Annotated in this window: 15 protein-coding genes, 1 tRNA gene and 1 pseudogene; 10 read left to right on the top strand and 7 right to left on the bottom strand. The window is 40.6% G+C overall.

What is annotated here, in order from left to right; all coding sequences use genetic code 11:
• Positions 1–82 precede the first annotated feature (82 nt).
• Positions 83–415 carry a putative DNA-binding protein gene (locus HT685_RS07275; protein WP_000402066.1) on the top strand — a complete coding sequence of 111 codons (333 nt, stop codon included), beginning with the start codon at positions 83–85 and terminating at the stop codon, positions 413–415.
• A gap of 11 nt (positions 416–426) precedes the next feature.
• Positions 427–1998: a signal recognition particle protein gene (ffh, locus tag HT685_RS07280; RefSeq protein ID WP_173227000.1), complete on the top strand. Its 1572-nt coding sequence runs from the start codon at positions 427–429 to the stop codon at positions 1996–1998.
• 311 nt (positions 1999–2309) lie between these two features.
• Here ffh and HT685_RS07285 read toward each other — a convergent pair.
• From HT685_RS07285 to HT685_RS07300, 4 genes and pseudogenes are all read right to left on the bottom strand, one after another.
• A pseudogene (locus tag HT685_RS07285) lies at positions 2310–2558 on the bottom strand (solute carrier family 23 protein); the annotation flags it as partial.
• Positions 2559–2599: 41 nt separating this feature from the next.
• Positions 2600–3838, bottom strand: coding sequence for an NAD(P)H-dependent oxidoreductase (locus tag HT685_RS07290; RefSeq protein WP_173227001.1), 1239 nt, complete (start codon positions 3836–3838; stop codon positions 2600–2602).
• Positions 3839–3856: 18 nt separating this feature from the next.
• Positions 3857–4462: an NADPH-dependent FMN reductase gene (locus HT685_RS07295; protein ID WP_173227002.1), complete on the bottom strand. Its 606-nt coding sequence runs from the start codon at positions 4460–4462 to the stop codon at positions 3857–3859.
• A 59-nt stretch (positions 4463–4521) separates the two neighbouring features.
• Positions 4522–5445 carry an FAD:protein FMN transferase gene (locus HT685_RS07300; protein WP_173227003.1) on the bottom strand — a complete coding sequence of 308 codons (924 nt, stop codon included), beginning with the start codon at positions 5443–5445 and terminating at the stop codon, positions 4522–4524.
• A gap of 308 nt (positions 5446–5753) precedes the next feature.
• Here HT685_RS07300 and HT685_RS07305 point away from each other — a divergent pair, with 308 nt between their 5' ends.
• The 4 genes from HT685_RS07305 to HT685_RS07320 all read left to right on the top strand — a co-directional run bounded on the left by HT685_RS07305 (position 5754) and on the right by HT685_RS07320 (position 10972).
• A complete protein-coding gene (locus tag HT685_RS07305; protein ID WP_173227004.1) occupies positions 5754–7133 on the top strand; it encodes an FAD-dependent oxidoreductase in 1380 nt (459 codons plus the stop codon).
• Positions 7134–7284: 151 nt separating this feature from the next.
• On the top strand, positions 7285–8160 hold the full coding sequence (pdxS, locus tag HT685_RS07310; RefSeq protein ID WP_000138526.1) for a pyridoxal 5'-phosphate synthase lyase subunit PdxS: 876 nt from the start codon (positions 7285–7287) through the stop codon (positions 8158–8160).
• Positions 8161–8748: a pyridoxal 5'-phosphate synthase glutaminase subunit PdxT gene (pdxT, locus tag HT685_RS07315; protein WP_173227005.1), complete on the top strand. Its 588-nt coding sequence runs from the start codon at positions 8161–8163 to the stop codon at positions 8746–8748. It abuts the gene before it with no gap.
• A gap of 889 nt (positions 8749–9637) precedes the next feature.
• Positions 9638–10972: an Nramp family divalent metal transporter gene (locus HT685_RS07320; protein WP_000094601.1), complete on the top strand. Its 1335-nt coding sequence runs from the start codon at positions 9638–9640 to the stop codon at positions 10970–10972.
• Positions 10973–11050: 78 nt separating this feature from the next.
• Here the strand turns inward: HT685_RS07320 and HT685_RS07325 are convergent.
• Positions 11051–11138: transfer RNA gene (locus HT685_RS07325), tRNA-Ser, on the bottom strand.
• A gap of 161 nt (positions 11139–11299) precedes the next feature.
• Here HT685_RS07325 and HT685_RS07330 point away from each other — a divergent pair.
• From HT685_RS07330 to HT685_RS07345, 4 genes are all read left to right on the top strand, one after another.
• A complete protein-coding gene (locus tag HT685_RS07330; RefSeq protein ID WP_112443551.1) occupies positions 11300–12040 on the top strand; it encodes a DeoR/GlpR family DNA-binding transcription regulator in 741 nt (246 codons plus the stop codon).
• Positions 12037–12948 carry a 1-phosphofructokinase gene (gene pfkB, locus HT685_RS07335; protein ID WP_112443552.1) on the top strand — a complete coding sequence of 304 codons (912 nt, stop codon included), beginning with the start codon at positions 12037–12039 and terminating at the stop codon, positions 12946–12948. Before HT685_RS07330 ends, pfkB begins: the two co-directional genes overlap by 4 nt.
• A complete protein-coding gene (locus tag HT685_RS07340) occupies positions 12945–14897 on the top strand; it encodes a fructose-specific PTS transporter subunit EIIC (RefSeq protein WP_112443553.1) in 1953 nt (650 codons plus the stop codon). The genes pfkB and HT685_RS07340 overlap by 4 nt, the downstream gene beginning before the upstream one ends.
• An 88-nt stretch (positions 14898–14985) precedes the next feature.
• On the top strand, positions 14986–17289 hold the full coding sequence (locus HT685_RS07345; protein WP_345789538.1) for a DNA translocase FtsK: 2304 nt from the start codon (positions 14986–14988) through the stop codon (positions 17287–17289).
• Between the two features lie 294 nt (positions 17290–17583).
• On the opposite strand, the gene HT685_RS07350 is transcribed toward HT685_RS07345, so the two are convergent.
• Together HT685_RS07350 and HT685_RS07355 are read right to left on the bottom strand one after the other, a co-directional pair.
• Positions 17584–18054, bottom strand: a complete 471-nt coding sequence (locus tag HT685_RS07350; RefSeq protein ID WP_173227007.1) for an arginine repressor — start codon at positions 18052–18054, stop codon at positions 17584–17586.
• A gap of 16 nt (positions 18055–18070) precedes the next feature.
• Positions 18071–20344: a Xaa-Pro dipeptidyl-peptidase gene (locus HT685_RS07355; protein ID WP_173227008.1), complete on the bottom strand. Its 2274-nt coding sequence runs from the start codon at positions 20342–20344 to the stop codon at positions 18071–18073.
• Between the last annotated feature and the right edge of the window lie 150 nt (positions 20345–20494).

The raw sequence follows: 20494 nt of genomic DNA on the forward strand, positions 1-20494 counted from the left end.
TGTTTATTTCTAGCAAACAGACTTTTTAAGGAGTTAGGATTGGTCATTGGACTGCCGGGTAATGTGTGGTATAATAAAAGTTATGGAAATTGAAAAAACCAATCGTATGAATGCGCTCTTTGAATTTTATGCAGCGCTTTTGACAGACAAGCAAATGAATTATATCGAGCTCTACTACGCTGATGATTACAGCCTTGCTGAGATTGCCGAGGAATTTGGTGTTAGTCGTCAGGCTGTCTATGATAATATCAAGCGGACAGAAAAAATTCTGGAAGATTATGAGATGAAATTGCACATGTACTCGGACTACATTGTCCGAAGTCAGATTTTTGACCAGATTTTAGAGCGCTATCCCAAGGATGACTTTCTGCAGGAGCAGATAGAAATTTTAACAAGCATTGATAATAGAGAATAAGAGGAAGAAAAATGGCATTTGAAAGTTTAACAGAACGTTTGCAGAACGTCTTTAAAAATCTACGTAAAAAAGGAAAAATCTCTGAATCTGATGTCCAAGAGGCAGCCAAAGAAATTCGCTTGGCCTTGCTTGAGGCCGACGTTGCCTTGCCTGTTGTAAAGGACTTTATCAAGAAAGTTCGTGAGCGTGCAGTCGGGCATGAGGTCATTGATACCCTTAATCCTGCGCAACAGATTATTAAAATCGTTGATGAGGAACTGACAACCGTTTTAGGTTCTGATACGGCAGAAATTATCAAGTCACCTAAGATTCCAACCATCATCATGATGGTCGGTTTGCAGGGGGCTGGAAAAACAACCTTTGCCGGTAAATTGGCCAACAAACTCAAGAAGGAAGAAAATGCCCGTCCTTTGATGATTGCGGCGGATATTTATCGCCCTGCTGCTATTGATCAGCTTAAGACCTTGGGACAACAGATTGATGTGCCTGTCTTCGCTCTTGGAACAGAGGTTCCAGCTGTGGAGATTGTTCGTCAAGGTTTGGAACAAGCCCAAGCCAATCATAACGACTATGTTTTGATTGATACGGCAGGTCGTTTGCAGATTGATGAGCTTTTGATGAATGAACTTCGTGACGTAAAAGCATTGGCTCAACCAAACGAAATTCTGCTCGTCGTTGATGCCATGATTGGTCAAGAAGCGGCCAATGTTGCGCGTGAGTTTAATGCTCAGTTGGAAGTTACTGGGGTCATCCTTACCAAGATTGATGGCGATACTCGTGGTGGTGCGGCTCTATCTGTTCGTCACATTACTGGAAAACCAATTAAGTTCACTGGTACAGGTGAAAAGATTACGGACATTGAGACCTTCCACCCAGACCGTATGTCTAGCCGTATCCTTGGCATGGGGGATATGCTCACTTTGATTGAGAAAGCTTCTCAGGAATACGATGAGCAAAAAGCCCTTGAAATGGCTGAGAAGATGCGTGAAAACACTTTTGATTTCAATGATTTCATCGATCAGTTGGATCAGGTGCAAAACATGGGGCCGATGGAAGACTTGCTCAAGATGATTCCAGGTATGGCCAACAACCCAGCCCTTCAAAACATGAAGGTAGATGAACGCCAGATTGCTCGTAAACGTGCTATTGTGTCTTCCATGACACCTGAAGAACGTGAAAATCCAGATTTGTTAAATCCAAGCCGTCGTCGTCGTATTGCCGCAGGTTCTGGAAATACTTTTGTAGAAGTCAATAAATTTATCAAAGACTTTAACCAAGCTAAACAACTCATGCAGGGTGTTATGTCTGGGGATATGAACAAAATGATGAAGCAAATGGGAATCAATCCAAACAACCTTCCTAAAAATATGCCAAATATGGGAGGAATGGATATGTCTGCCCTTGAAGGAATGATGGGACAAGGCGGTATGCCTGACCTGTCAGCTCTCGGAGGAGCAGGAATGCCAGATATGAGCCAGATGTTTGGTGGCGGACTAAAAGGTAAAATCGGTGAATTTGCCATGAAACAGTCTATGAAACGCATGGCGAATAAAATGAAGAAAGCTAAGAAGAAACGCAAGTAAGACAAGAGATTGAGCCAAATAAAGCAAATATTATAACAAAATGCATAGTATCAAGGTTTATGTGAATACCTGATATTATGCGTTTTTTGATTTTAATAATTTTGTTAAGACACTTTTATTATGATATACGAAAAAGAGTCTGGGACAAAAGTCTAACCTTAAATATAAAAAGCGAACAAAACAAGTTATCTGACACTCAGAATTCTGTCTTGTTCGCTTTTTTGTCTAACCTATCGATTTTAAAAATTTATAATAAAGAATTCCTAAAATCAAAATCTTTTTGTCCCAGACTCTTAGGTGTATTTAGATTCTTAATCTTTATTTTCGTATGGCAAGATCAAGTTCAAGATGATCCCTGTCTTGGCTGATAGGGCAGTACCTGAAAGGGTAACTGGATCGAGTTTAAGGATAGCACCTCCAAGTCCAAGAACCAACATAGCACTTGCGATGATTAGGTTACGCATTTGAGCGAAATCAACACGTTCTTTGATCAAGACTTTCAAACCGTTGCTGGCTATAACTCCATAGAGTAGGATTGACATCCCACCAAGTACAGTTGACAAAGAGCCTAAAAAAGGAACCATAACGGTTCCTAATATTATTAATTACTTGCTCCAGATGTAGCGTCTGCGCCACCACCGTGACCTCCAGCATCACCTGCATCAGAAGCTCCAGATGTCGCATCTGCTCCGCCATGACCTCCAGCAGGAGCTGCAGCATTTCCACCAACTAAACGTTGACCAGTTGTATTGAGGTACCAGTCAAGCCATGGTTGGAAATTAAAGATAATCTCATTAATTCCAGCATATGAACCATCTGGATAGTACATTGCTTGGTAATTATGGGTATTAATAACACCTTCAGGTGTTCCCGGAACAATTGTACGGACATATTCTTGATCCCCGTTACGCAATACGCCGACAACCCATTCAACGTTTTTCATTCTAGAATCTGGCAATGTACCATGTACTGTTGCTAATCGGTTTCCTGATTGAGCACGTACACGTTTACCAAACATTGTATCTGGATCTTGGTGGGCGTTATTAAAGTATAAGAATTGATTGTTATCATCTGCAAATGTCAATTCAAATGGCATTGCCTTCAAGAACATGTCAATTTGGTTAACCGTTAAGATACCGTGGTCTAATTTAACGTAAGTATCTCCAGAAACAGCTCCTACAAGCTCAGCAGCTTTTTCTACCCATTCAGGATCATCTGGATCAACACCTTGAATTGTAGTTGCGATTGGATTTGTACAATATAAATCTTCTGGTGCAATTGGTTTTGGTTTTTTCAATTTTGAAACGACTCCCACATATTTTACAAAGTTGTCTAAACATGTTTCAAGGAAATTAACAGTTCCTTCATTTGTGATATTTCCATTAACATCAAATGCTTCTTTAGCTTTACCAAGAAGGAATTCATTTCCTGGAAGAGTGTAGGCATTGACACCTGGAGCGTCAAGAATCTTACGAAGGTGAACTTGAGCACGAGAAGTACCTTGGTCGTAGTAAGAAGCTCCCACAATCATGACTGGTTTGTTTTCAAATGGATGAACTTCGTATGATAGCCATTCAAGAACAGATTTTAGGGAAGCTGAGATTGTATGGTTGTGTTCAGGAGTAGCTATAATAACACCATCAGCACGAGTAATTTTGTTATATAAATAACGTAATTGGAAACTTTCGTCCCATTTTTCGTCTTGGTTAAACATTGGAACTTCGTCAATTTCGAGGACTTCTAATTCAAATTTGAGTTTGAAGTGACGACGGATGAATTCTAAGAGTTTACGGTTATATGATTGATCGTAGTTTGATCCTACAAGTCCAACAAATTTCATTCTTTTTGGTCTCCTATCTTACAAATTTTCCCAGTCAAAGTCTTCAGCATCTTTGCGAAGTAGGGCTTGTGCGTTGCGCAATTTTTCTGTAATTTTTACAAAGATACGGAAGTCGTCAAAAGTGGCATCCAGTTTTTTAATAACATCAAGATCTACTAGATCTCCACTTGGATTAAAGGCTTGAAGAGAATGTGAAAGCAAGAATTCATCTGGAAGGACACTTGCTTTAATTTCTGGTGCGTTTAAGATTTGGCGAAGTTGTAATTGGGCGCGTGATGAACCAAGTGTACCGTAAGAAGCACCTGTAATCATAATTGGTTTGTTCAAGAGTGGGTAAATACCATAAGACAACCAAGCAAGAGCGCTCATCAAAATAGCTGGGATAGAGTGGTCGTACTCAGGAGTACCGATAATAACACCATCTGCCTCTTCGATTTTAGCAGCAATTTCCAGAATTTCAGCAGGTACTTGCTTGTCAGCTGGTTTATTGAAGACAGGAATGTCTTTGATTTCAACAAGTTCAATTTCAGCTTTTTCAGCAAAGTGTTTTTGCATGTATTGAAGCAATTGACGGTTTGTAGAACGTTTTGAATTTGTTCCAACAATAGCAATAAGTTTTAACATGAGATTTCCTTTCTCTTTTTACATAATACAATTTTAAAACTCCATTGAAACAGTTGTCTCTATAGAGTAGGAATTCCTGAAGAACAGCTTAGGTGGCCTTCTTTATCGATTAGAATCGCTTCGATTCCCTCCAAACTTTCTACTTGCCAAAGGATAGAAGCAGGTCTTTCTCCAAAGAGTCGAGTTGTCCAGATTTCACCATCAACTGACTTATCAGAGATGATTGTGAGACTAGCGAGTTCTGTTTCAACAGGATATCCTGTCTGACTGTCAAAAATGTGATGGTAATCTTTTCCATCGACTGTCAGGTGACGTTCATAAATGCCTGAAGTCACGACAGATTGATTGACAACGGGGATGGTCATTAAGTGATTTCCCCGAGGATTGGCTGGGTCTTGAATCCCGATTTGCCAAGGCTGATTTCCTCTTGCCTGATTTTTTCCAATAGTCAGGATATTCCCTCCCAGATTAATCAGGGCAGAAGTCACTCCCTCTGCTCTCAGAAATTGGGCAACCTTATCTGCACTATATCCTTTGGCTAGACAACCTAGATCAATCTTCATTCCTTTCTGCTTCAAGAATACAGTAGAAGTAGAAGAATCTAACTCGATATAATGAGGATTGATTAGAGGGAGCACCGATTCAATTTCTTGAGGCTGAGCGACCTTGGCATCTGAAAAACCGATGCGCCAGGTTTGAATTAAGGGACCAATGCTGATGTTGAGATGACTAGAGGGAGCTAGGCTATGCTCTAATCCAAGTGAAATCAGTTCAAACAAATCAGGATGAACTTTGACTGGAGCTATTCCAGCTTGATGATTGATTTCCATCAACTCCGATTCTTGGCTATTGGCATTGAAACGGTATTCAAGCTCTTTAAGCAAATCAAAGGATTTTTGGAGCAAGATATCAGCTTGCTCATCTACTAATGAAATAGTGATAGTAGTCCCCATTAGGCGTTCGGAATGTGAACTAAGAGGCAAGCTACCAACTCCTTTCTCTTATGAAAAGAAGGCTGAAATATAGTAAATTTATATTAAATTTAACCCCTTACATTTTCTTTCCATGATACTAGCATACCATAAAGTCAGCGTTTTCACAAATAAAATTTGTAAAGATGTCAAGAAATATGCTCAGAAAATAAAGAGTAATTGTAAGAAAGGCTGATAAAATACAGATTATTTACATTTTTTTACAAAAAAATCGGGAAAATTAGCTAAACTCTTGTAAACGCTAACAGTAAATGTTATACTAGAAGGGTAAATTTAAAATTGAAGGTAGGAATTTTTCTATGAGTAAAATCGTTGTAGTTGGTGCTAACCACGCTGGTACAGCATGTATTAATACTATGTTGGATAATTTTGGAAATGAGAACGAAATCGTTGTATTTGACCAAAACTCTAACATCTCTTTCCTTGGATGTGGAATGGCCCTTTGGATTGGTGAACAAATTGACGGTGCTGAAGGCTTGTTCTATTCTGATAAAGAAAAATTGGAAGCTAAAGGTGCTAAGGTTTACATGAACTCACCAGTTCTTTCAATCGACTATGATAACAAAGTAGTTACAGCAGAAGTTGAAGGGAAAGAGCACAAAGAATCATACGAGAAATTGATTTTCGCTACAGGTTCTACACCAATCTTGCCACCAATCGAAGGTGTTGAAATTGTTAAAGGAAACCGCGAATTTAAAGCAACTCTTGAAAATGTACAATTCGTTAAATTGTACCAAAACGCTGAAGAAGTTATCAATAAACTTGCTGACAAGAGCCAGCACCTTGACCGTATCGCCGTTGTTGGTGGTGGTTACATCGGTGTTGAACTTGCTGAAGCCTTTGAACGTCTTGGAAAAGAAGTTGTCCTTGTTGATATCGTTGATACTGTTTTGAACGGTTACTATGATAAAGACTTCACACAAATGATGGCGAAGAACTTGGAAGACCACAACATCCGCTTGGCGCTTGGTCAAACTGTTAAAGCAATTGAGGGTGACGGTAAAGTTGAACGCTTGATTACTGATAAAGAAACTTTCGACGTGGATATGGTTATCCTTGCAGTTGGTTTCCGTCCAAACACTGCCCTTGCTGATGGTAAGATTGAACTCTTCCGTAACGGTGCCTTCCTTGTAGACAAGAAACAAGAAACATCTATCCCAGGTGTATTTGCCGTTGGTGACTGTGCAACTGTTTATGACAATGCTCGTAAAGATACTAGCTATATTGCTCTTGCTTCAAACGCTGTACGTACTGGTATCGTTGGTGCATATAACGCTTGTGGACATGAATTGGAAGGAATCGGTGTGCAAGGTTCAAATGGTATCTCAATCTACGGTCTTCACATGGTTTCAACTGGTTTGACACTTGAAAAAGCGAAAGCTGCTGGTTACAACGCAACTGAAACAGGCTTTAACGATCTTCAAAAACCAGAATTCATGAAACATGATAACCATGAAGTAGCGATTAAGATTGTCTTTGACAAAGATAGCCGTGAAATCCTTGGCGCTCAAATGGTATCACGTGATTCTGCAATCAGCATGGGAATCCACATGTTCTCACTTGCTATCCAAGAGCATGTAACAATTGATAAATTGGCATTGACAGACCTCTTCTTCTTGCCACACTTCAACAAGCCATACAACTACATCACAATGGCTGCACTTACAGCTGAAAAATAAAATTTGATGAACTATCTGGCCTTAAGTTAAGGTCAGATAGTTTTTTAGCCAATCTGTACCCATACAATTATTCTTTTTTTATCTTGTGATTCCTTCTGTTCTGAATTAAAATGAAATGGTAGCTACCAATATAAATGATGAGGAAAAAGAAATGACTGAAAATCGTTATGAACTAAATAAAAACTTGGCACAGATGCTCAAAGGTGGGGTTATCATGGACGTTCAGAATCCTGAACAGGCCCGTATTGCAGAAGCTGCTGGTGCGGCAGCTGTGATGGCCTTGGAGCGGATTCCAGCTGATATTCGTGCAGCTGGTGGAGTTTCCCGCATGAGCGATCCAAAGATGATTAAGGAAATCCAAGAAGCGGTTAGTATTCCAGTGATGGCCAAGGTCAGAATCGGGCATTTTGTTGAAGCTCAGATTTTAGAGGCCATTGAGATTGACTATATCGACGAGAGTGAAGTTTTATCTCCAGCAGACGACCGTTTCCATGTGGACAAAAAAGAATTCCAAGTTCCTTTTGTTTGTGGGGCTAAGGACTTGGGTGAAGCCTTGCGACGTATTGCTGAGGGTGCCTCTATGATTCGTACCAAAGGAGAACCAGGTACAGGAGATATCGTCCAAGCTGTTCGCCATATGCGTATGATGAATCAGGAAATTCGCCGCATTCAAAATCTACGTGAGGACGAACTTTATGTTGCTGCCAAGGAATTGCAAGTCCCTGTAGAATTGGTTCAATATGTCCATGAGCATGGAAAATTGCCAGTTGTAAACTTTGCGGCTGGAGGCGTTGCAACGCCAGCAGATGCGGCATTAATGATGCAATTAGGGGCAGAGGGTGTCTTTGTCGGCTCAGGTATTTTCAAGTCAGGAGATCCTGTTAAACGAGCGAGTGCCATTGTCAAAGCGGTAACTAACTTCCGTAATCCTCAAATTCTAGCTCAAATCTCTGAAGATCTAGGGGAAGCCATGGTTGGTATCAATGAAAATGAGATCCAAATCCTCATGGCTGAGCGAGGGAAATAGATGAAAATTGGAATATTGGCCTTGCAAGGGGCCTTTGCAGAACATGCAAAAGTGTTGGATCAATTAGGTGTCGAGAGTGTTGAAATCAGAAATTTAGAGGATTTTCAGCAACATCAGAGTGACTTGTCAGGTTTGATTTTACCTGGAGGAGAGTCTACAACCATGGGCAAACTCTTACGCGACCAGGACATGCTGATTCCCATTCGAGAAGCCATTCTATCTGGCTTACCAGCCTTTGGAACCTGTGCAGGCTTGATATTGCTGGCTAAGGAAATTACTTCTCAGGAAGAAAGTCATCTTGGAACTATGGATATGGTGGTCGAGCGCAATGCCTATGGGCGCCAACTAGGAAGTTTCTACACGGAAGCAGAATGTAAGGGAGTCGGTCAGATTCCAATGACCTTTATCCGTGGTCCAATTATCAGCAGTGTTGGAGAGGGTGTAGAAATTCTAGCAACAGTTGAAGATCAAATCGTTGCAGCCCAAGAAAAAAATATGTTGGTAACTTCTTTTCATCCAGAATTGACTGATGATGTTCGCTTGCACCAGTACTTTATCAATATGTGTGACAAAAAGATAGTGGAATAAAAAGTGATAAATCAAGTTTTGATTCGCTTTTTCCAAAGAATCATTTTTTAAGTCATCTGACAGTATTCTGTGATTTTAGATTTATTTACGATAAATTAGAAAAGAATGATTGTTTTGACTTAGGGCATAAAGCTTATATGCTGAATATAGTGTTCAAGTATCTTTTATTGGGAGCACTTTAGAGGATGGAGTTAAAATACTATTCTATACTCCTTAATACTCTTCGACAATCTCTTCAAACCACGTCAGCTTTATCCGCAACCTCAAAGCGGTGCTTTGAGCAACCTGCGGTTAGCTTCCTAGTTAGCTCTTTGATTTTCATTGAATATATAGTGGTTTGAAATAAGATGTGTGCAACTTGATTAGGGAAATCAAATTAATTTCTAGAAATGTTTTAGTATCCACGATGTACTATTCTAGTTTCATTTTACTATAAAAATGATGTATGGGATTGGTCAAAAAGAACACTTTGAAAATAGCAAAAAACGAGTATCTCTACAGATGGAGATACTCGTTCTATTATGTATAAAGCTATGAGTCTGTCGTCCTACGTAAGGTGCGCGTCGAAGGTTATACCTAAAAAACTCCAAACGCGATACAATAAAGGGGATTAAGCCAGTACATTTTACAACGTTTTTTATTTTATTCTTTGGTATTCTTTTGCAAAAAAAGAATACAACATTTTGTTGTATCCTAAATATTAAATCAAGTCCTGAATTTTCTTAAGTTTTTATCATATTTTCTGTTATAATTAAGGTGCCTTAAGAAAAATAATGAAAAAACTAAATGTTTTTCATATAGTTTTCATTGTTTTAATAGTTTAAAGTCAATCTTATTTTTCTCTAATAGAAAATAATGAAAAAGTAGGTTTAGAAAGAGGTAAGTATCTATGTCTTCTCATAAAAAAGTGTCACTCTCTGAGATTAATCAATCTATCGATACTCCAAATAACAATCATTTCTGGCAAAATTTAAATGCCTTTTTAGGTCCGGGTGCTCTTGTCGCAGTTGGTTATATGGATCCAGGAAACTGGATTACCAGTGTAGTCGGTGGTGCTTCCTATAAGTATAGTCTCTTGTTTGTTATCTTGATTTCATCTCTCATTGCCATGCAACTTCAGCAGATGGCAGGAAAGCTTGGTATTGTAACCCAGATGGACCTGGCTCAAGCAACGGCTCATCATTCACCTAAATGGCTTCGTTATAGTCTATGGGTGATTTTAGAATTAGCCTTGATGGCGACAGATCTGGCAGAAGTTCTAGGTTCAGCGATTGCTCTCAATCTTCTCTTTAAGATTCCGATTATGATAGCAATTCTCTTGACCGTGTTGGATGTTTTTCTCTTATTGCTTCTGATGAAATTTGGCTTTAAGAAGATTGAAGCTATTGTGACAACACTGATTTTAACAATTCTAGCAATTTTTACCTATCTGGTAGCTTTGTCACATCCAAGCTTCCAAGGAATCGTTGAGGGTTATCTACCGAATGCAACCTTATTTGAAAGTCCCTTGCCAGGGCATGAAAGTCAATTAACCTTGGCACTAGGGATCGTGGGAGCAACGGTTATGCCCCATAACCTCTATTTGCATTCTTCCTTGTCACAAACTCGGAAAATCAATCACAAGGACAAGAATGATGTTCGAAAAGCCGTGCGCTTTATGACCTGGGATTCAAATCTCCAATTATCCTTGGCCTTTGTGGTTAACTCCCTTCTATTAATTCTCGGGGCGGCTCTCTTTTTCGGCCATGCATCTGAGATTTCTGCCTTCTCTCAAATGTATAATGCCTTGCAGGATTCTACTATTGCAGGAGCTATAGCTAGCTCGACCTTATCAACCTTGTTTGCCTTGGCTTTATTAGCCAGTGGTCAAAATTCGACAATTACGGGTACCTTGACTGGACAAATCGTTATGGAAGGTTTCTTGCATATGAGATTACCTCAATGGTTCATTCGTTTGGCAACTCGTCTCTTTGCCTTGTTGCCTGTCATGATTGTAGCGGTTCTGTTTGGTCATCAGGAAAAAACATTAGATCAGTTATTGGTTTATTCACAGGTCTTTCTTTCAATCGCTCTTCCATTTTCAATCTTCCCACTGATTTATCTAACTTCTAAGAAATCACTGATGGGAGAATTTACCAATGCCAAATGGAATACCATCCTTGGTTATATTGTTTCCATTATCTTAACAATTCTCAATGTGAAATTGTTATTTGATATTTTCTAAGAAATTCACCCGAGTTATAAAACAAGCATATAAGAAAAAAGATACCCAAGATTTCTTGGGTATCTTTTTTAAAATAAACGGAAGACATGGGATTCGAACCCACGCACGCTGTTACACGCCTACCGCGTTTCCAACACGGCCTCTTAAGCCTCTTGAGTAATCTTCCAATACTTACTCAAATAGTCTACCATAAAGGCTCTTATCTTGCAATAAAAATTCTGAAAATAAGAAAAATGATAGAATTTGAAAGAAAATGATAAAAAATGCTTGACTTTAAAAGAAAGTGTGATAGAATGAATAGTGTAAACGATAACAGGAGGTGATTCGGTGTTAAAAACAGAGCGGAAACAACTGATTTTAGAGGAGTTAAATCAACATCATGTAGTTTCTCTAGAAAAATTAGTTAGTTTGCTAGAGACCTCAGAATCAACGGTTCGAAGAGACTTGGATGAATTGGAAGCTGAAAACAAGCTTCGTCGTGTGCATGGTGGAGCAGAATTGCCCCATTCCTTGCAGGAAGAAGAAACCATTCAAGAAAAATCTGTCAAAAACCTTCAAGAAAAGAAGTTGCTGGCTCAGAAAGCTGCTTCTCTCATCAAGGAACAAGATGTCATCTTTATCGATGCTGGAACAACAACAGCCTTTTTGATTCATGAATTGGTCAATAAGAATATTACTGTTGTGACAAATTCGATTCACCATGCAGCTCAGTTGGTTGAAAAGCAGATTCCGACTGTCATGGTTGGAGGAAGCGTCAAGACGGCGACAGATGCTAGCATCGGGGGCGTTGCTCTTAACCAGATTAACCAATTGCACTTTGACCGTGCCTTTATCGGGATGAATGGTGTGGACGATGGCTATTATACGACTCCTGATATGGAGGAGGGGGCTGTGAAGCGTGCTATTTTAGAGAATGCCAAACAAACGTACGTCTTGGTGGATTCGTCTAAAATTGGACAAACTTGCTTTGCTAAGGTAGCACCACTCAAACGCGCTATTGTTATCACAAGTCAAGGGCATGAGCTCTTGCAGGTTATTAAGGAGAAAACGGAGGTAATAGAAGTATGATTTATACAGTCACACTCAATCCATCCATTGACTATATTGTCCGTCTGGACCAAGTCCAAGTCGGTAGTGTCAATCGTATGGACAGTGATGATAAGTTTGCTGGTGGGAAAGGAATCAATGTAAGTCGTGTCTTGAAGCGCTTAGATATTCCAAATACAGCGACTGGATTTATCGGAGGCTTTACTGGTGAATTTATCACAGATACTCTGGCAGAGGAAGAAATCGAGACGCGTTTTGTCCAAGTGGCAGAAGATACTCGTATCAATGTTAAAATAAAAGCAGACCAAGAGACAGAAATCAACGGAACGGGTCCAAATGTGGAACCAGCCCAGTTAGAAGAGTTGAAAGCTATCTTATCTAGTTTGACTACAGAAGATACAGTTGTCTTTGCTGGTTCAAGTGCTAAAAATCTAGGCAATGTCATCTACAAGGATTTGATTGCCTTGACGCGCAAGACTGGTGCGCAAGTAGTCTGTGACTTTGAAGGACAGACCTTGATTGATAGTTTGGACTATCAGCCACTTTTGGTCAAACCAAACAATCATGAACTGGGAGCTATTTTTGGGGTTAAACTCGAAAGTTTAGATGAAATCGAGAACTATGCTCGTGAGTTACTGGCTAAAGGTGCTCAAAACGTTATTATCTCAATGGCTGGGGACGGTGCACTTCTTGTCACATCTGAAGGAGCTTACTTTGCTAAACCAATCAAGGGAACAGTGAAAAATTCAGTTGGGGCTGGTGATTCTATGGTCGCTGGATTTACAGGTGAATTTGTCAAATCTAAAGATGCAGTAGAAGCCTTCAAATGGGGAGTGGCTTGCGGAACGGCAACCACCTTCTCAGATGACTTGGCAACAGCAGAATTTATTAAAGAAACATATGAAAAAGTTGAGGTAGAAAAACGATGAAAATTCAAGACCTATTGAGAAAAGATGTTATGTTGCTGGATTTGCAGGCAACTGAAAAAACAGCTGTCATCGAAGAGATGATTAAAAGCTTGACAGACCACGGTTATGTGACAGATTTTGAAACTTTTAAAGAAGGAATTTTGGCGCGTGAAGCTCTGACTTCTACAGGTTTGGGTGACGGAATCGCTATGCCTCATAGCAAAAACGCTGCTGTCAAAGAAGCGACAGTTCTCTTTGCCAAGTCAAACAAGGGTGTTGACTACGAGAGCTTGGATGGACAAGCAACCGACCTCTTCTTTATGATTGCAGCTCCAGAAGGTGCCAATGATACTCACTTGGCTGCCTTGGCAGAATTGTCTCAATACTTGATGAAAGACGGCTTTGCTGATAAACTTCGTCAAGTAACATCAGCTGACCAAGTCATTGAACTTTTTGACCAAGCTTCAGAAAAAACTGAAGAGCCTGTTCAAGTACCTGCTAATGAAACTGGTGACTTTATCGTAGCTGTTACAGCTTGTACGACAGGTATTGCCCACACTTACATGGCCCAAGAAGCCCTTCAAAAAGTGGCTGCTGAAATGGGTGTTGGAATTAAGGTCGAAACCAACGGTGCTAGCGGTGTTGGAAATCAACTAACTGCAGAAGATATCCGTAAGGCTAAAGCTGTTATCATCGCAGCAGACAAGGCCGTTGAAATGGATCGTTTCGATGGCAAACCATTGATCAATCGTCCGGTTGCTGACGGTATACGTAAGACAGAAGAGTTGATTAACTTGGCTCTTTCAGGAGATGCTGAAGTCTACCGTGCCGCTAATGGTGCAAAAGCTGCAACAGCCTCTAACGAAAAACAAAGCCTTGGTGGTGCCTTCTACAAACACTTGATGAGTGGTGTCTCTCAAATGTTGCCATTCGTTATCGGTGGTGGTATCATGATTGCCCTTGCCTTCTTGATTGATGGTGCTTTGGGTGTTCCGAATGAAAACCTTGGTAGTCTTGGTTCCTACCATGAACTAGCTTCTATGTTCATGAAAATTGGTGGAGCTGCCTTTGGTTTGATGCTTCCAGTCTTTGCAGGTTATGTTGCCTACTCTATTGCTGAAAAACCAGGTTTGGTAGCAGGTTTCGTGGCTGGTGCTATTGCTAAAGAAGGTTTTGCCTTTGGTAAAATTCCTTATGCTGCAGGTGGTGAAGCAACTTCAACTCTTGCAGGTGTCTCATCTGGTTTCCTAGGTGCCCTTGTTGGTGGATTTATCGCAGGTGCTTTAGTTCTTGCTATCAAGAAATACGTTAAAGTTCCTCGTTCACTTGAAGGTGCTAAATCAATCCTTCTCTTGCCACTTCTTGGAACAATCTTGACTGGATTTGTCATGCTAGCTGTTAACATCCCAATGGCAGCAATCAACACAGCTATGAATGATTTCCTTGGCGGTCTTGGAGGCGGTTCAGCTGTCCTTCTCGGTATCGTTCTTGGAGGAATGATGGCTGTCGATATGGGTGGACCAGTCAATAAAGCAGCTTATGTCTTTGGTACAGGTACGCTTGCAGCAACTGTTTCTTCAGGTGGTTCTGTGGCTATGGCAGCAGTTATGGCTGGAGGAATGGTGCCACCACTTGCAATCTTTGTCGCAACTCTTCTTTTCAAAGATAAATTTACTAAGGAAGAACGCAACTCTGGTTTGACAAATATCATCATGGGCTTGTCATTTATCACTGAGGGAGCGATTCCATTTGGAGCTGCTGACCCAGCTCGTGCGATCCCAAGCTTCATTCTTGGTTCAGCAGTAGCAGGTGGCCTCGTTGGTCTTACTGGTATCAAACTCATGGCGCCACACGGAGGAATCTTCGTTATCGCCCTTACTTCAAATGCTCTTCTTTACCTCGTTTCTGTCTTGGTAGGAGCAATCGTAAGTGGTGTGGTCTATGGTTACCTACGCAAACCCCAAGCATAAAACTTAAATAGAAAATGAAAAGATTGGACCGTTTGGTGCAGTCTTTTTCTCTTTCCGAAATGCCTGTGAAATATGGTATAATAGAAGAATGGCAAACAAGAATACAAGTAAAACAAGACGGAGACCGTCTAAAGCAGAACTCGAAAGAAAAGAAGCGATTCAACGGATGTTGATTTCGTTGGGAATCGCCCTTTTATTGATTTTCGCAGCTTTTAAATTAGGAGCTGCAGGTATCACTCTTTACAATTTAATTCGCTTGTTGGTGGGTAGTCTAGCTTATCTGGCAATATTTGCCCTATTGATCTATCTCTTCTTTTTCAAGTGGATACGAAAACAGGAAGGACTCTTATCTGGCTTTTTCACCATATTTGCAGGTTTGCTCCTGATTTTTGAGGCCTACTTGGTTTGGAAATATGGTTTGGACAAGTCCGTTCTAAAAGGGACCATGGCTCAGGTTGTGACGGATTTAACTGGTTTTCGAACGACCAGTTTTGCTGGAGGTGGCTTGATTGGTGTTGGCCTTTATGTGCCAATCGCCTTTCTCTTCTCAAATATTGGTACTTATTTTATTGGTTCTATCTTGATTTTAGTGGGTGCTCTCCTAGTCAGTCCTTGGTCTGTTTATGATATTGCTGAATTTTTCAGTAGAGGCTTTGCCAAATGGAGGGAAGGACATGAGCTTCGAAAAGAGGAACGCTTTGTCAAACAAGAAGAAAAAGCTCGCCAAAAGGCTGAGGAAGAGGCTAGATTAGAACAAGAAGAAGCTGAAAAAGCCTTACTCGATTTGCCTCCTATTGATATGGAAACGGGTGAAATTCTGACAGAAGATGTTGTGCTTGACGTTCCTCCTGTTCCAGAAGAAGAGTGGGTGGAACCAGAAATCATCCTGCCTCAAGCTGAACTTGAATTCGCTGAACAGGAAGATGGCTCTGATGACGAAGACGTACAGGTCGATTTTTCAGCCAAAGAAGCCCTCGAATACAAACTTCCAAGCTTACAACTCTTTGCCCCAGATAAACCCAAAGACCAGTCTAAAGAGAAGAAAATCGTTCGTGAAAACATCAAAATCCTAGAAGAAACCTTTGCTAGCTTTGGTATCAAGGTAACAGTTGAACGGGCTGAAATTGGGCCATCAGTGACCAAGTATGAAGTTAAGCCAGCAGTGGGTGTACGGGTTAACCGCATTTCCAATCTAGCAGATGACTTAGCGCTTGCTCTAGCGGCCAAGGATGTTCGGATTGAGGCTCCAATACCTGGTAAATCCTTAGTCGGGATTGAGGTTCCTAACTCTGAGATTGCGACTGTATCCTTCCGCGAACTATGGGAACAATCTCAAACGAAAGCAGAAAATCTCTTGGAAATTCCTTTAGGAAAGGCGGTTAATGGCACTGCAAGAGCTTTTGACCTTTCCAAAATGCCCCACTTGCTCGTCGCGGGTTCAACGGGATCAGGGAAGTCAGTAGCAGTTAACGGAATTATCGCCAGCATTCTCATGAAGGCGAGACCTGACCAAGTTAAATTTATGATGGTCGATCCCAAGATGGTTGAGTTATCTGTTTACAATGATATTCCCCACCTCTTGATTCCAGTAGTGACCAATCCCCGTAAAGCCAGCAAGGCCCTGCAAAAGGTTGTGGATGAAATGGAAAATCGTTATGAACTCTTTGCCAAGGTAGGAGTCCGTAATATTGCAGGCTTTAATGCCAAGGTAGAAGAGTTTAATACTCAATCTGAGTATAAGCAGATTCCGCTACCGCTCATTGTTGTGATTGTAGATGAGTTGGCTGACCTCATGATGGTGGCCAGCAAGGAAGTGGAAGACGCTATCATTCGTCTTGGACAGAAGGCGCGTGCTGCAGGTATCCACATGATTCTTGCAACCCAGCGTCCATCCGTTGATGTCATCTCTGGTCTGATCAAGGCCAATGTCCCTTCTCGTGTCGCTTTCGCGGTTTCATCAGGGACAGACTCCCGTACGATTTTGGATGAAAATGGAGCGGAAAAACTGCTTGGTCGAGGTGACATGCTCTTTAAACCGATTGATGAAAATCATCCAGTTCGTCTGCAAGGCTCCTTTATCTCGGATGATGATGTTGAACGCATCGTAAACTTCATCAAGGCTCAGGCGGATGCGGATTACGATGAGAGTTTTGATCCAGGTGAAGTTTCTGAAAATGATGGAGAATTTTCAGATGGAGATGCTGGTGGTGATCCGCTTTTTGAAGAAGCCAAAGCTCTAGTCATTGAAACCCAGAAAGCCAGCGCATCCATGATTCAGCGTCGTTTGTCAGTTGGATTTAACCGTGCGACCCGGCTTATGGAAGAACTTGAAATGGCAGGAGTCATTGGTCCAGCTGAAGGCACCAAGCCAAGAAAAGTTTTACAACAATAAATTTCTCTCTCTTATACGGAAATGTGAACCTGACGTGATTTGAAGAGATTTTTGAAGCGGTTTATCTATGATGTATAATTAATTGAATCTAAAATAGTACGAAACGACTTTTAAAGCATGAAATTGATTTGAATTCCCTAATAAATTTGTTCACATTTTATTCAAACACTATATCAAGCTGAAACAGGTTTAGAATTTCTTTTAGATATATGCAGACTCCCCCTGTAGTTTCTAGNNCTAGAAACTACAGGGGGAGCTTTTGTATTTGAGTACGAGATAGATTTCTCTTTCTGTTTATTCACCAAAGAAAAATGGTGGGGCGAATTTTTTCAGTTCTTCAAAGCACTTTTGAGCAGCATCTGTATCTTCACAGATGATAAGGCAAACATCATCACCACAAAGGGTTGCGATAATATATTGGAAATCAAGAGCATCAATAATTGTAGCGAACGATTGTGCTAGACCAGGAAGAGTTTTGAGTAGGACTTGGTGCTGAATAGGTCGCAACATGATGAGGGCATCTTCCATATAGTTTTCCAAACGTTTTTCCCATTTTGAGATGGAACCATTATTAAGAACATAATAAGCGTTATCTTCTTCGCGGACTTTTGATAGGTTCATATTTTTGATGTCGCGTGAGAGGGTTGCCTGGGTCACTTGAATGTCGTTCTCAGCAAGAAGGGACTGCAATTCAGCCTGTGTATGAATCTTGTTTTTTGCGACAAGAGCGCGTATGAGTTGGTGGCGGTGTTCTGATTTATTCATAATAATGTAACTCCTTTCAGCAAGGTATGGTAAGCGTGGACTGAGCGAGGTCGACAGTCAGGTGGTAGTCAGTATTGTCACGTATGGTGATTTCAAAGTCAGTCGTATAGAGGACTAAACGAAGAGTATCTCCTTCTTTTAACTTGTAAATAGTTGGTTGCAGTTCAAATTGCACATCCATCCATTCATCTGCAGTAATATCCTCTACTAACAGTAAATTATTTCTATTTTGTAAATTAAGGTAACCTTTTGTCACGACTCGTTGTGCATCTGCTCTAAATGGCAGTTCACAGAGATTTTCCAACATGTGGTAGCGTCCATTATCAATGGTTTTAGCACTTAAAATAGCTGGATAAGATTGTAGGTATTTCTTTTGACCAAGTTCCAGTAGTTGAGCAGATAAAAGCCCCTTGTTTGTGCTGGATTTGATACGAAGATTAAGTTGGGCACGACCGTTCAAGTGAAGATCCTTAGTCACAGGAAGGTCAATAGTAATCTGATTGACTTTCCCTTGATAGAGTTCCGTATTGAAGGTCTGGTAGGTTTTACCATAGCGCTCAAAATCCTTATCTGGGTACTGGTTTTGAATAACTTGCTCTTCTTGACCAAGTGAGAAGGTTTCAAAGTTATCTTGCTCACCGAAGGTATCAAGTGATAACCAAGTCTGAGGAGCGGTATTGTCCTGCCAAATGACAGTAGGAAGTTGGAAATCTGTATCTTGTCCCAGTAATTTTTTAGTCAATAAGGCATTCATGGATTCACGGAAGTCAATTGATTGCCAATTGTTCATATACACATGGGCGCCATTATGGAAAAAGAGATGCTTGTGTATATGAGTAGGAAGAGCATGGAACATCTGGTAAACATGAAGTGGTTTGACATTCCAATCCTGAGAACCATGAGTAAAGACAAGCTCTGCCTTTACTTTATGGGCATTGAGCAGATAATTGCGGTCATGCCAAAACTGGTTATAGTCCCCAGTTTTTCGATCTAGCTGAGCTTTCACTTTTTCTAAGTCAGCTTGGTGAGCTTTATTGCCACGGATATAGTCGCCAGCCAAGAGATTACGAGAATAGGTTAGTTCAGCAAGGGAGTCAAAGTCCTCACCTGGATAACCACCTGGGCTAGTCACCAGACCGTTTTCACGGTAGTAGTTGTACCATGAAGAAATGCCAGCCTCAGCAATGATAACCTCTAAACCATCGATACCTGTAGTCGCCAGACCATTGGACATGGTACCTAGATAGGAAAGTCCAGTTGTAGCTACTTTTCCGTTTGACCAGTCAGCCTTGACTTGACGCTGGCGCGTATGGTCGGTAAAGGCACGGCAACAGCCATTTAGCCAATCAATGACATTTTTATAAGCCTCGATTTGCTGGTAGTCTCCGTTAGTCATGAAACCAGTAGAGTCTTTGGTACCAACACCTGAAACATAGAGATTGGCAAAACCTCGTGGAAGGAAATAGTCATTAAGAGTATAGCTAGAGTTGATGTGACTTAGCTTTTCCTCAGCTTCAGCCACAAGCTCAGCTTGACCTTGAGGTTGGACGAGATTGAGTTGAGGTTCCTCTAGTTCAATCTTATGAGCAGGTTTAACCTCAAGCTCGCCCTCCATCTTGTAGAGAGCCTTATCGCTTGCCTTGTCATTGGTTCCCTGATGATAAGGGCTGGCTGTCATGATGGCAGGGATTTTTCCATCAAAACGAGGACGAATAATGCTGACCTTGACTAAGTCTGGAAGACCTTTTTGGTCAGTATCGACACGAGACTCAACGTAAACCACTTCACGAATGACATCATGGCTGGAAAAAGTTGCTAAACTTTTGCCGTTAAAGTAGTGATAGTCATTATCCTCCAGAATAAGACCATCACTAACAAGTTGGTCGATAAGAGTATTTCCCTTTTTGGTGCGAGTATTGAGTAACTGATAAAGATTTTCAATCAAGTCACCATATATAATGGGAAATCCAGTTTCTTTACGAAAAACGTCACTATCTTCGAAGTCAACCAAATAAGAAAAGCCTAAAAGTTGAAAAGCAACAGTATAAAAAATATCTGCTGTCAAGTCTTTGTCAGATTTGAAAAAAGTTAATATGTTAGTTTCTTTATCTACAGCCAAGCAGAAGAGTGGATAGTCGGTGTTCTCATAAGTGAAAAATAAGCGACGTAAAAAAGTTTCCAGTAATTCCTTGGGATTGGCTGTGTTTTGTAAATCAAAGCCACATTTTTTTAGTTCAGATAAGATATTTTCTTTTGGAAAAGTGATATAACTATATTGATTAAAACGCATAGAACCTCCATATAGAATGATAGTTAAGGTTATTATATCAAAAAAAAAGCAGAAAGGGAATTGTTAACTGCAAAAGGAAATAATCCAATAAAAATGAATAAAGTGCTAAATTCAATATAGAGAACAGTGTAATAATAGACATAATAGGTA

The sequence above is a fragment of the Streptococcus sp. 5004 genome (assembly GCF_013276755.1).
GTDB lineage: Bacteria > Bacillota > Bacilli > Lactobacillales > Streptococcaceae > Streptococcus.

Bases quoted from the DNA above. Each gene is read 5' to 3' on its own strand.
- pdxS (WP_000138526.1), top strand. From the start codon at position 7,285: ATGACTGAAAATCGTTATGAACTAAATAAAAACTTGGCACAGATGCTC.
- HT685_RS07355 (WP_173227008.1), bottom strand. From the start codon at position 20,344: ATGCGTTTTAATCAATATAGTTATATCACTTTTCCAAAAGAAAATATC.
- HT685_RS07340 (WP_112443553.1), top strand. From the start codon at position 12,945: ATGAAAATTCAAGACCTATTGAGAAAAGATGTTATGTTGCTGGATTTG.
- pdxT (WP_173227005.1), top strand. From the start codon at position 8,161: ATGAAAATTGGAATATTGGCCTTGCAAGGGGCCTTTGCAGAACATGCA.
- HT685_RS07345 (WP_345789538.1), top strand. From the start codon at position 14,986: ATGGCAAACAAGAATACAAGTAAAACAAGACGGAGACCGTCTAAAGCA.
- ffh (WP_173227000.1), top strand. From the start codon at position 427: ATGGCATTTGAAAGTTTAACAGAACGTTTGCAGAACGTCTTTAAAAAT.
- HT685_RS07320 (WP_000094601.1), top strand. From the start codon at position 9,638: ATGTCTTCTCATAAAAAAGTGTCACTCTCTGAGATTAATCAATCTATC.
- pfkB (WP_112443552.1), top strand. From the start codon at position 12,037: ATGATTTATACAGTCACACTCAATCCATCCATTGACTATATTGTCCGT.
- HT685_RS07275 (WP_000402066.1), top strand. From the start codon at position 83: ATGGAAATTGAAAAAACCAATCGTATGAATGCGCTCTTTGAATTTTAT.
- HT685_RS07295 (WP_173227002.1), bottom strand. From the start codon at position 4,462: ATGTTAAAACTTATTGCTATTGTTGGAACAAATTCAAAACGTTCTACA.
- HT685_RS07350 (WP_173227007.1), bottom strand. From the start codon at position 18,054: ATGAATAAATCAGAACACCGCCACCAACTCATACGCGCTCTTGTCGCA.
- HT685_RS07305 (WP_173227004.1), top strand. From the start codon at position 5,754: ATGAGTAAAATCGTTGTAGTTGGTGCTAACCACGCTGGTACAGCATGT.
- HT685_RS07290 (WP_173227001.1), bottom strand. From the start codon at position 3,838: ATGAAATTTGTTGGACTTGTAGGATCAAACTACGATCAATCATATAAC.